The sequence below is a fragment of the Microcoleus harperi Pol14_C6 genome (genome assembly GCF_036701295.1).
Classification (GTDB): Bacteria; Cyanobacteriota; Cyanobacteriia; order Cyanobacteriales; family Microcoleaceae; genus Microcoleus.
Genome location: NZ_JAUBQN010000035.1, coordinates 52,496 through 64,634 on the forward strand (window position 1 = coordinate 52,496; position 12,139 = coordinate 64,634).

Sequence of the window (12,139 nt, forward strand, 5' to 3'; positions counted from 1 at the left end):
CGATGCAAAACCTCTGTATTGTAGGGTGCTGATGCCCCGCCTTACCCCTATAATTCCCGCGTCAAATCACGTTTTGCATAAGTTCTGAATTGTCAAGTGAGTGTACGATAAGCTGCCATACCGTAGGGACACAACAATGTTGTGTCCTTAAATGATTAATTTTTAGTGTCCCTAATCGCTTAGTTTTAAGTCGATCGCCCGACAAATTTTGCCGACAGTGCGATCGCCCAAAATTTCAATTACTAAATTCACGCGATCGCCCTCCAGCATCGACTTAATAAATAACTCGGGATGCAGCGCTTTCCAGAAATATTCAACAAACCGATTAATTTCAGCCTCTGACATTCCCGACTTCCCCGCCGCCATCATTTCCCGTTCCGCCTGATTGCGCCACACTTGAGAAATGCGATAATCTTGGGGATACAAAACCATCAACCGATCTAATCGGTTCCACAGCGGTAGATAGTCGTGCAGCTTCGCATTCATATCGCGCGCAAACTGACAGTCGCTTTCTGTGGAAATCGGAAACGGTGCAGTCGCCAAAAACTCGTTTAATTTGGCATCAACCACCGGATTCACACCGACAAACCAACCTTCAAAAAGTACAATATCCGCCCCGGAAATAATTTCGGGTTGACTTCTATCTCCTGCACCTCCATAGGCTGATTTCTCAAACCTGGGAATTTCTATATTTTTATTAATTAAATCCGGTTTGAGGGCATCAGATTTGGGATTGTCAACTACTGCTAAATTGTGAGTTAGAGAACCGCGCAACTTGTCTAAAACTGCGATTCCCAAGTCAATATCGTGAGTGCCGGGAGGGCCGCGCCAAATTAAACGCGGGTCTGCTTTTTGGAGTTGTTGGCGATCGGCATAAGTCTTGTAAAGATCGTCTAAAGAAAGGCTGACAGTAGAATATCCCAATTTTCCCAGAATCAGCCTCAAAACTTGGCATAAAGTAGTTTTTCCCGTTCCTTGCACTCCTAAAATTCCTTGAATTAGAGGACGCTTTAAACTTTGTTTGGCAGCCGATAATTGCATTGCCAGCGGCAGCCACAGATTCCACAAAGTTTCGAGGAAAACACTTGACTTTAGAGGGAAAGTATGCAGTTCGTCAAGAAGAGAAAAGAATAAATCGGTTTTGCAGCGGACAACATCAGCTACATTGTCGGGAGTAATGCCAAAAGCGCGCGTTAGCGAAGCCCTCGAAGAGGATCGCACATCATCCGTAAGTTCCCACAAAGCCAGGAGATCGAAGTCGGGAGCGATCGGGCGATCGCCGGCTTGCCATCGATGTAAAATTTCAACAGGGGTTACAGTCGATCGAGCCATCTTCTCAAAACTCTTGATGCCAGAGGGGGTTTTGTACAAATCCTATCTGCAATTAACAAATATTTCATCCTAAAGCCGCGCCGATTCAAAAAGTTTTTAAGAACCTAGTTTGAAAGCCTCCACAAATAAATTGTAAGTCACGCCAATTTTCAGAGCATTGAGCATATCTACCCAAAAAGAACCTGCTACAGCCCGCGGCCCGGCGTAAACCAGCCAGTTGGCGAACTCCGTCAACAACACCAACAGCCCGGCCGCGATAATATCCCACTCAGCAGATTGTCCCGCGATCGTCGAAATAGCTGTTCCCAAAAAAGTGCCGAACAGCAGGCTAATTAGCAGGAGCGAAATCCGCCGCCAAGGATTGTTCAGCCAGCCTCCGAAGCGATCGCCCAGAACCTCAATCAATCTGTTAATTCGGGTATTCTGCATAAAAATTATACGGTTTGAGATTGGAGATTTGAAATTTGAGATGCGGAATAACTGATGACTATTGAGGTTTGGAGTACAGGCCTATAGTGGTACTCTTTTTTTTAACTTCTATTAAAACAATAGTCCGGACACTTTTCAATCACTAACCGCAGGATGAGGGTTTTAGCCTTCTCAGCGAGGTCAAATGCTAACGGTAGAATGAGGGTTTCAGCCTCTGAATCAAAAACTGTCCGGAGTATTGTTAAAAGGTAAACCGATGAGCAAACAAATGCCCCTCCTGACCAACTCCAAATTCTTACCGGGGGGAGTATGTCGCAATCTAAAATCTAAAATTTAACATCTAAAATGGTATTGAGCGATCGCGGACTTATAGCCGAGAACGCTCAAGTAATTAAGTGTAACTGTATCTTGTGCCACAGCAGACCCTGGTTTTACATTAAAAATAGTTAAGACTAATTTCGGGTGCAGTCTATCCTTTAAGCCTAAAATTTATGAATCTTAAAATTTACCAGATCGTAATTGGAGTGTCGATCGTCCTAATTACAGGAATGTTTCTAGGACGTTTTGAAATCACTATCTCCAACGGTTCAAATCAGTCCAGCGACTGGCCCTCACAAGCCACCGCACTCCCCCCAATACCCCCGGTTTCCCCAGTCGCGACAGCTTCTGCCGACACCGCCAGCGAGCCCAAACCCGACTCAACACCAACCCCCCCAGATCCAGAGGAGGAATTGCTTTCCTCAGTCCCTGTAAATGCTAAAGCCTCCGGCCTTTTGCGCGTCAGCAACCGCAGCGAACACCCCGTGCGAGTAGCCCTGCTGTCGAAACGGCAAGCCGAGAAATCCTATGGGAAACCCGCGCACTGGGATTTTGCGCCGGGGGAAGGCGGCGGCAAGGGACTGATGCTATCGCTGCCGGAGGGCAAGTTACAAGTCAAACGAGGAGACATTCTGGTGGTTTTTGCTCAGGATGGTTCTCGCCGCTACTGGGGGCCTTTCGTCGCCGGGGAGACATCCTCGCCCGCTTGGAACAGCACAGCCGGAGAATGGCAATTAATTTTGCAGCCGTGAACCCTTAGCTGCAGGTGCCGAGATTTTAATCGAGAAACACGGTTGATACGGTCTTATTGAGAATGATCCCGCTATGTGAGGTTAACCTTACATAGCCGAATCATTATAAATAACAGGCATCTTGCCTGTTCTACAAAGCGTGAATTTTGTTGTGGGGAGTAGGAGTTGGGTTGCTCTAGCCCGCCCATAAAAGCCTTATTGACAATGGTGTAACATCTCAGTTGAACCGCATTCGATCGAATTGGGAGTTTCGAGAATGCGAATCTTTCGGTAGACTCTCTATGCGAGCTAAAATTTAAAATCTAAAATCGCAGGAAGTTTCCGTGAAGGAAGTTATTAAAAATTTGTCAGAGTTTAGAAATCGCCCGTTAGCGAAGCCCTCGAAGAGGCTCGCACTTTTGCTGCTATCAATTTTATGGCTGTCCGCGATCGCCTCTGTGGCTTTTTTGTGGAATCTCGGCAACATCGGTTTAGTTGACGAAACCGAACCGTTGTTTGCCGAAGCCGCGCGTCAAATGACGGTGACAGGGGATTTCATCACTCCTTATTTCAACGGCGAAACCAGGTTTGACAAGCCGCCGCTGATTTACTGGCTGATGGCCGTGGCCTACCGCACTCTGGGCGTTAACGAATGGGCCGTGCGTCTTCCCTCGGCCTTGTGCGCGATCGGTCTGACTTGCCTCGGATTTTATACCTTATCGAAGGAAGAAGGAAGACAGAATGAGGAAGAAGGAAGACAGAATGAGGAAGAAGCAAAATTCCCCCCCTCGGACACTCCCCCCCTCGGACACTCCCCCAATCTCCCAATCTTTTTTTCTACTCCTTGGATTGGTGCGGCCCTAATAGCTTTAAATCCCCAAACTATTGCCTGGGGACGGACTGGCGTTTCAGATATGCTATTAGTCGGCTGTATGTGTTCGGCACTCCTCGCATTTTTTCTCGGTTACACTCTAGAAGAACAGAGAGAACAAGCAGAATTTTCCACTGTTTCCGCTTCGCGATTTCCGAATAAGTGGTATCTGACTTTTTACGTACTAATTGCCTTAGCAATTCTGGCTAAGGGACCTGTGGGAATTGTCGTGCCAGCGCTGATTATTGGCGGTTTTGGGCTTTATTTGGGAAATTTTCGGCAACTTTGGCGTGAAATGCGTCCGGTGTCGGGAATCTTGATTATTCTGGCGATCGCCCTGCCTTGGTACATTTTGGTTATTTTAGCCAACGGTCAAACTTATATTGACAGCTTTTTTGGCTATCACAATTTCCAGCGTTTTACTGGAGTAGTCAACAAGCACTCAGCGCCTTGGTATTTTTACTTTTTTGTAGTGCTAGTCGGTTTTGCACCTTGGTCGATTTATTTGCCCGTGGCGATAGCCCGCACCCGTTTTTGGCAGCGCAGTTACTGGCGTCGTCAACCGCGATCGGCTCAGTTGAGTTTATTTGCCCTATTTTGGTTCGGCTGCATTTTTGGCTTTTTTACGATCGCCGTTACCAAATTGCCCAGTTATGTATTGCCTTTAATCCCCGCCGCTGCGATTTTGGTAACGCTGCTGTGGAGGGATATTATTGCAGGCAACGAACCCGATAACAGGCGGATAAAGTTAGAAAAAAAATCGAATTCTTTACCGCGAGGGCTGTTAGCTACATACATTTTCAATGTCGTATTTTTATTAATTATAGCCGGAGCAACTTTCTACTGCTACAACTGGCTGGGAGACGACCCCGCAATGCCCAATTTTCCCCAAGCAATTCAGCAGTCAGGATTGCTGATTGTCGGCGGTACGATTTGGATAATTACAGCGGTGGCGATCGCACTTTTACTTTGGAAGCGGCAACAGCGCTGGATTTTGGTTGCTAACCTGATCGGGTTAGTAGCATTTATCATCTTTGGTCTTACTCCGGCTTACAAAGTGGTTGATATCAACCGCCAGTTACCTCTGAGACATTTAGCACAGGTTGCGGTTCAACAAAAACTGCCGGGGGAAGAGTTTATTATGGTTGGTTTCTGGAAACCAAGTCTGGTTTTTTATACCCAAGAGCCGGTGACTTACTACCGAGCTGTCACAAAGGCGATCGACTACATTAAGCAATCTAAAAACCCAACTTCTCCCTCTATTTTGTTGCTGGGATATCCCGAAAAATTTGAGCAATTAGGATTGCAGCCAAATCAATATCAATTGTTGGACAGTCGGGGTGCTTACCAACTCGCTAGGGTTCCGAGAACAGCGTTTCGATAGTGCCTATAGTGTGAGCTCATACTTGTTAAACAAGGTAGAAAAATGATTACAACGAAGAATCTTCAACTACTTGCCGTCGAAAGGATTCACATAGAAGCTTTCTTACGCAATAAAAGCGAGCTTGCAGCAATTTTAAATGTCATAGTACCTAATAGCTGGCCTCTTTTCCCGGAAGCATTTTCCCTCCCTGCTGACGAATCTTGCGAATCCAATCCGCCTCCAACTGACTGGCACAGCTACTTCTTTATTCATCCAAAAAATCAAGTGCTTGTCGGCAATGGAGGTTTTACAGGCTCACCTGATGAGTCGGGGACTATAGAGATAGGTTATGAAATTGCTTCCGAATATTGGAATCGCGGATTTGCAACTGAGGTGGCACAGGGAATGATCGATTATGCTTTCGCTCACGAGGAGGTGAAAGCAGTCATCGCCCACACTTTAGCTGAAAAAAATGCCTCGAGTAGCGTGTTGCAAAAAGTGGGAATGAAGTTCATTGCAGAGGTGGACGATCCTGAAGAAGGCAAGATATGGCGATGGCAAATAAGCAGGGATGAATATCATCCGACTTGAACCGTAACGCCCTTTCGCTGTTTAAGCCACTGGTTTTGGCGGTAATTTGAAGGTTCTCGGTTGGAGCATTAAATCTGCCAGATTGAATAAAAGCTATAATCTAGTCACTACCTAAAACCCGAAGCTCGGAGCCTACAATGGTTTCAATTCTCAACAAACTCTCCTCGTTAGTCTTGGAAGGATTAGTCAAAGTAATGAGGGAAAAGCAGCAACTCAGCTTTAAGCAGGCAGTTGTGAGACAAACTATATACTACGTCTCAAAACAGTTACCACGCGAAGAGCAAGATAATGGAGAACGCTACTTCATCTCTTTAGCCAATAAATGGATCGAGCAGCCGACACAGGAAAATGCACAAAAGGCTTCAATGGGGGTTGCCTGCGATTATATAGATGGAGGTATGAGATATTTCGATTATCCATCATATTTTCTTACACCTGCTGAGGCAGCAGGCAGTAGTGCATATGATGCAACACAATGCGCCTTAACAGCATCTGGAAACGATTCGCGAGCCGCCTATGAATGGCAAATTACTGCTGCGTGGGCTATTTTGAATAACAAAGAACCACCGCGGCTGAAATAGAAATGCTTAATCAATATTTCGACTTACTAACATCCGTTTAAAGCTCGTATAAAACATAAAAGCTGCTCTAGTGTATTTAGACAGGTGGAAGACTATTATTCCAATCAATGAACCTCAAAAGCAATTGCAGCATTCGATCGCTCCCATGAGTCAGTCACTTCAACCGATCGCGATCACCGGACAGACTAGCAATGCAGTGTTATTATCTGAATCAGACTCCGCATATGTTCAGGAAACACTGTATCTTCTCTCAGTGCCGGGGATGCGGGAATCAATTCGGGAAGGAATGGAAACGCCGATCGAGGATTGCGATCGCCAGTTGCAGTGGTGAATGGGAATCTGGTATACACCAAACAGGCACAGAAATATGCCAAAAAACTGGTGTTTAGCAATTTACGATACAAAGCATAAGAGTTCAGGCGCTACTATGGGTATCAGTCAAAGAAAAGACTATCCCACGATATGTATTTACTCTAGATAAGGTGATAACACATAATGCAAAAGCAAACAGACGATCTTAATCAGCAGTTAGAATCAGTTCGTTGCAAAATTATTAATTCCTACCTGGCAACTATTGAAGATAGCTTTCGAGAAAACCGTCCCCAACTAAAACTTATCAATTATGGTACGGGTTCAGGAAAAACTCACCAATTGTTTCAAGCAATTTATAAAACCATAGAAGAACATCCAAAAAATAAAATAATCGGTATATATGTTGCGCCATTGAGAGAACACTTATGTGTTCCAACTTCAGTTGAGAGCCAATACCCCACTATTTCGGTCTATAAAATAAATTCGTTAGAAATGAAAACGACGGATGAGTATATCAAATTATACAAGGAATTGATCTCTTCTATTCTCAAAAACACAAAACTTTGGAAAATCGATAAAAAAGTATGTTCTGAGGACAAGGTTGAGGAAAATAAACGCAACCTTGAGAAAGTAAAAGAGGTGATTAAACGCCTTGAATATGTAAAAAACATAGGTTTGGGAGATGAGGATTTTAATGATTCTGAAATTACGAGAGCCCGACGGGAACTGAATCATTTAATTGAAAGCTTTTTAGAATTTTTCATCAAATGTGAATTAGATAAAAGAAATTGTCCTGCTGAATGCTCACAGTTAATTGAAATATTTTTCCCCCTTCATCTTCTGCAAAACAAATCTGGAATTTTGATGCTCACCTATAAAAAATTTGAAACGGCTATTCCGTACTTTATTCACAATGGTACAAAATGGGTAAAGAAAAGCAGTCATCTCGACAAATACGTTATTGAACATACAGAAAACTCCCGAAAGTTTATCCTTGCCTTGGATGAGCAGGAAGATGGCTATCAAATTATGCTAGAGGAGAAGATTGATATCATCTCTCCTGAAAAACTGGCAATCAATAATGCGCTGTCATCTATCAATAGAGAATTTTCTATGCTGTTTTCAACTCAAAATAATGAAAACCGAGATTTTTTAAATTTCCTCGATAAGAATAAGGGAGCTTTTTACGAATTTCAAGAACACTTTGAAAAAGACAAAGCCCTAGAACCCAAACTGCAAAAATTCGCCCGCATATATCAACGGTTGACCTTTGAGGAGGGAAACTCTATCAGATTTTTAGAAAAAATAGTAAAAATTCAAAATGGGCTTGACGGAGCAATGGAAGAAATAGTTGGGATTTTCGAGAATGATGATGAAGAAAATCCCATTATAGTGGATTTTGAAATGTTATCCAGAGTTATTTCAAAATTTGAGAATAATAGAAGTTTGTTGATTCCTCAAAAGCTTTACAATAAAATATGTGATGATTTAATGAACATTTTTGCATACAACAACCTATACATCTACAACCTCGACCCTCTGCAAAAATTGTTTTTAACCAAACCTTCTGGCGGCCACGTCCAAATCACAGAGGAAAAATTGGCAGATAATACTTCTGTAGCAGAGTTAATTTATGCCATTCTAGCTGTGCGATCGCAAATCAAAACGATCAAAGATTTTCTAGCTAACGTCTTAGATGCTGAAGATTCTCAATCCCGTTCTTTAGAAATTTGGTCGAAACAAATAGCTAAAGTCCAAAAGGCAAGTGAAGAAAGCGCCTCGCCAAATCAACTGCCAAAATACTTAAATACTGCTTATGTCTATGAAAGTTATAAGTCTATCATAAATATCAAAGAAATTTCTCGTTATCAAAATCCTAAAAATAATCTGATCGATCGTGCCCTTAGAGAAGTTTCTATTGGTAGTACGGCTATATTGACTTCCCCTGAATTCAAGATAAATTCCATGTTATGCAATAATAGCAATGTGATTTTTCTTATTTCAGCAACCGGAGGAATTTTAGGAGATTTAAGCACGAGTTATGATATGCAGTATTTAAAAGATAAATTGCGTAATGCTAGTGAATCCGGTGAAAGTTCCTTTAAGGAAATGACCGATGCAGAAGTATCGCTTTGCGAAAACATCAGAGAGAGTCGTGAAGCGAATCGACAGATCGCAGTAAAGTTTTTTGGTGATAATTTATTGTCTTTCCCAAATAACGAAACTCAAAAAGTTGTGGAACGATTTGAAGAAACTATTTTAAAAAGTTTTATCGACGATCTCAGACAGGATGGTAATTGGCTGGGAAGTTACAAAATCCAAGAACTTCAAAAGTTTATTCGTTTCTTGTTTTACCTGTTTGAGGATGACTCAATTAAAGAAACAATTGCTTTTACTCAAACCCTACGCTGGATTAAAAAGTTGATTCAACATTGCGAGATACTCAAGTGTGCTAACTTTATATTTAAGGTGTCACCCAAACATCCCAATATATATTACCTGCAAGTAAAGCATAAGGAATATCAGAGTAATATTCAGATTAAAATAATTTTGTATGAGGCATCATTCAACAGTCTTTACTGTGACCAAAAAGCTGGGAACACGTATTTGAATGAGCTGGTTGAAAAAGAAGGGGAAAAAATATTCTTCATATCGGCTTATCAATCAGCTTCCAAAGGATTTAATCCTATCATCAAAAACCCTAACGGCGATGAAAAAGATTTCGACTCTTTAGCTTTGTTAATGGACAGTTACTATACAGTAATGGGCCCATCGCTTAACAAATCAAAAGATTCGGGATACTCTATTACTCATTACCATTTTGCCTTAATGAAAAGTATTGTAAATTTGGGAGAGTCTAATATTGAAATCAAAGATTTCAACCAATACCTCAGCCGACCAGAAGCTGGAGAATTTCGACAGCAGCAACACCAGATTTTATTAGGGAAACAAGTTTTGCAAGCTATCGGCAGAACTGAGAGACGCGATTTTTCAAACCAAGTAGTAAAAATATTTGTTAATGAAGAAACCAGAAAAAATTTAGTAAATTTTTACAGATACCTGGAAGAAAAAGAAAAGGAGGAAATTCGTAAGTTTTCTGTTAACAACCACAAAGTTTACTTAAGCGTTCGAGAAGAAGAGAAAAAACGAGCGATTAAAGATTATGACGATCATGTTATTGATGAGATTGATGCCGCTCTGGCTTTTCAAAAGTTTAGAACAGAAATGTTGGAGGAAATCGATCGCTTTCATCTTAATAAACATACTTTTGACATCACAAAACCGTGGGATGCGTTGCGCGACCCAATTGTTTTCAAAGACCCAGCCAAATATCTGGAAAAGTTGCGAAATTCAGAGCTATTTCGTGATGATTTTATTAAGTCATTATTCTATCACAACCCAGAACAAGTTGAATTTACACCATATTTAGCTTCCCAGGAAGAAAGCGGTAAAAAATTCCAGATTATCAGTGATAGCATCAATGGGGAAAAAATCTATCCTTACCAGAAGCGGTTATATCCTGAATATCTAAAAATCAGCGATCGATCCTACGACTCAGAAGGTCAGGAAATTGAATCGCTAGAGCCTTCGACTGATTTAATCTACAGACTGTACAACAAGTTGATCCCCAAACCCGAAGTTTTTAATACTTATATTCCGCGTCCGCATTTCTTTTACGATGTGTTGTATCCCTCACTGGCTGAAAATTTTGTGGAACGCTGGATTCAAGATGTAATTTTCAAAGGTAAAGACTGGAAAGCCATAAAATCCAGCTATCGTTTTGAGCCATTGCAAGATTTCAAAAAGTATCGTAAGCTATACGAGCGGTTTGATTTGTACTATGTCAAGGAGAATACGTTATTTTGTATTGATGTTAAAGCTTGGAGCGTGGCTTCGGGAAATCGCCTGTCCAAAAAAACCCTGGATAAAACCGAAAACAAGCTGAAGGAAATTCTTTTAGACTATCCAGAATTTAGCACTGCGAGAGGGTTACTCCTTAACTTGCACGCCGCCCAAGAAAAAAATCAACAACACTCACCCATGTTATTTTCGGGAAATTTGATTTTTTTTGACGAGCGTAATAGTCCAGTAGAATCCAATATCCTCACAGATTTTTTGTTTACAAAGGAGAAATAACATGAAAAATAAAATAGCAGCATTATCAGATATATCGCGCACCAACCAAATAGAAATATTAGAAAAGCAACAAGAAGTTGCCGAAAAACTGCGTCAGTATCTATTTAAATTGGGACAAGGGATAGAACATTTTACTCCTGAATATAGGCTTGCTGAAGATAAAGATTCTGAAAATGAGGGTTCACGGCCTACCTTTTATAAAGAGCGGCATAAATACATTAAAGCTCAAGTCCAAGAAAGGCTGGCTGCACATGGAAAAAAATGGGAAAAATCAGACATTCAATACTTCCTATCATACGCTGATGGGAAACCATATGTGTTCTTTTTATCCCCTAATAAAAAACATTCTGGATGGCAAAAATTATTTACAGACAATTTTAGCAATCGAGAAAGAATTTTCAACCTCATTTTCAAGTTTTATATTCTCTCTCAAGGCTTATACTTTGAGACACTGAATGGTTTTGAAGAATTACTGTTACTCCATTCCAGGGATCTCAGCAAATCGAAAGAGGCTCTTTTTGTGTGGGGACAAAACTTGTTAATCAAATACAATCAACATGGCGTACTCACATTAACCTTGTCTCGAAAACACCGACTCTTCTTACCAAAAGATAGCTATAGTACCATAGATGGTGATGATTTAGGAGATTTGGTGCTCTACGACAATAAGAACTACTACTTCGATCGCGATCTTGATGCTAGGAAAAAAAATAAAATAAATTTTATGCAATTTGATAGCGATCCCAAAAATTATGACAAGTTCAAAAAGACTCAGCTTTATTATTACCAAAACCTCATGACAAAACTTGAGGGCTTTTTAAGTGAGTGCCAGATTAAATTTAAATCTCTTGATTTTCAGGCTGACCACTACTTAGAAAACCCTTTCATCAAAAACATAGAATCTGTAGAAGGCTTAGAGATTATTAACAATACTGGAGTCGATTTAACTGAAGATGACCGACAATTTTTGCAACAATTTCTGAAACATCAAGGGGTATCTACGAGCGCATTTTACAATGATGGAAAAACTGTTAGTACCTATGAAAAAGTAGAAGCTGAAGGTGAGGACGAGGTTTGCTGGAGAATTACGGAATCTATTAAATGGTCAGATATTCAACTCGAAGCAGGAAAAAACTATCTGGTTTTCAATAAACTTTTGGAGGAAGAAGCAGGTTCGATGGCTTATCAGGCCAAAGACAATCTGTGGTATCCATCAACAACAATAGATAATCAATCGCAAGTAGATTTCTATTCACAGTTAAAGAAAAGATTTAACTATTTGGAGACGGGACAGTTTTTTAGCACCCAGGGGATAAATATACCAGAATTTCGTGCTGTGGGAGATGATAAAACTGATTTTGCTGTTTTTAATTATACAAATTGGAAAATCGATAGAGATATATAGCGTTTTTCACAGCTATGAGGTACACTTAGTAAAGTAAAACTATTGAGAGGAAAATCATCAATGCAACCG

At 41.1% G+C, this 12,139-nt stretch carries 9 protein-coding genes; 7 read left to right on the forward strand and 2 right to left on the reverse strand.

The genetic code is table 11. The features are described 5' to 3' along the window. Positions 1 to 171: 171 nt before the first annotated feature. Positions 172 to 1,332, reverse strand: coding sequence for a glycerate kinase (locus tag QUA27_RS21025; RefSeq protein WP_333070186.1), 1,161 nt, complete (start codon positions 1,330 to 1,332; stop codon positions 172 to 174). A gap of 96 nt (positions 1,333 to 1,428) precedes the next feature. Beyond that, positions 1,429 to 1,761, reverse strand: coding sequence for a DUF565 domain-containing protein (locus QUA27_RS21030; RefSeq protein ID WP_333070176.1), 333 nt, complete (start codon positions 1,759 to 1,761; stop codon positions 1,429 to 1,431). A 491-nt stretch (positions 1,762 to 2,252) separates the two neighbouring features. On the opposite strand from QUA27_RS21030, the gene QUA27_RS21035 reads away from it, so the two are divergent. From QUA27_RS21035 to QUA27_RS21065, 7 genes are all read left to right on the forward strand, one after another. Then, entirely contained in the window at positions 2,253 to 2,831 is a 579-nt protein-coding gene (locus QUA27_RS21035) for a hypothetical protein (protein ID WP_333070177.1), read from the forward strand. Positions 2,832 to 3,154: 323 nt separating this feature from the next. Beyond that, positions 3,155 to 5,065: an ArnT family glycosyltransferase gene (locus QUA27_RS21040; protein WP_333070178.1), complete on the forward strand. Its 1,911-nt coding sequence runs from the start codon at positions 3,155 to 3,157 to the stop codon at positions 5,063 to 5,065. Positions 5,066 to 5,107: 42 nt separating this feature from the next. Then, a complete protein-coding gene (locus QUA27_RS21045) occupies positions 5,108 to 5,635 on the forward strand; it encodes a GNAT family N-acetyltransferase (RefSeq protein WP_333070179.1) in 528 nt (175 codons plus the stop codon). A 137-nt stretch (positions 5,636 to 5,772) separates the two neighbouring features. Continuing rightward, a complete protein-coding gene (locus QUA27_RS21050) occupies positions 5,773 to 6,216 on the forward strand; it encodes a hypothetical protein (RefSeq protein ID WP_333070180.1) in 444 nt (147 codons plus the stop codon). 70 nt (positions 6,217 to 6,286) lie between these two features. After that, positions 6,287 to 6,547, forward strand: a complete 261-nt coding sequence (locus QUA27_RS21055; protein WP_333070181.1) for a type II toxin-antitoxin system Phd/YefM family antitoxin — start codon at positions 6,287 to 6,289, stop codon at positions 6,545 to 6,547. A 164-nt stretch (positions 6,548 to 6,711) separates the two neighbouring features. After that, on the forward strand, positions 6,712 to 10,665 hold the full coding sequence (locus tag QUA27_RS21060; RefSeq protein WP_333070182.1) for a hypothetical protein: 3,954 nt from the start codon (positions 6,712 to 6,714) through the stop codon (positions 10,663 to 10,665). A 1-nt stretch (position 10,666) separates the two neighbouring features. After that, entirely contained in the window at positions 10,667 to 12,070 is a 1,404-nt protein-coding gene (locus QUA27_RS21065; protein ID WP_333070184.1) for a hypothetical protein, read from the forward strand. Positions 12,071 to 12,139 lie beyond the last annotated feature (69 nt).

Bases quoted from the DNA above. Each gene is read 5' to 3' on its own strand.
- QUA27_RS21025 (WP_333070186.1), bottom strand. From the start codon at position 1,332: ATGGCTCGATCGACTGTAACCCCTGTTGAAATTTTACATCGATGGCAA.
- QUA27_RS21030 (WP_333070176.1), bottom strand. From the start codon at position 1,761: ATGCAGAATACCCGAATTAACAGATTGATTGAGGTTCTGGGCGATCGC.
- QUA27_RS21035 (WP_333070177.1), top strand. From the start codon at position 2,253: ATGAATCTTAAAATTTACCAGATCGTAATTGGAGTGTCGATCGTCCTA.
- QUA27_RS21045 (WP_333070179.1), top strand. From the start codon at position 5,108: ATGATTACAACGAAGAATCTTCAACTACTTGCCGTCGAAAGGATTCAC.
- QUA27_RS21050 (WP_333070180.1), top strand. From the start codon at position 5,773: ATGGTTTCAATTCTCAACAAACTCTCCTCGTTAGTCTTGGAAGGATTA.
- QUA27_RS21060 (WP_333070182.1), top strand. From the start codon at position 6,712: ATGCAAAAGCAAACAGACGATCTTAATCAGCAGTTAGAATCAGTTCGT.
- QUA27_RS21065 (WP_333070184.1), top strand. From the start codon at position 10,667: ATGAAAAATAAAATAGCAGCATTATCAGATATATCGCGCACCAACCAA.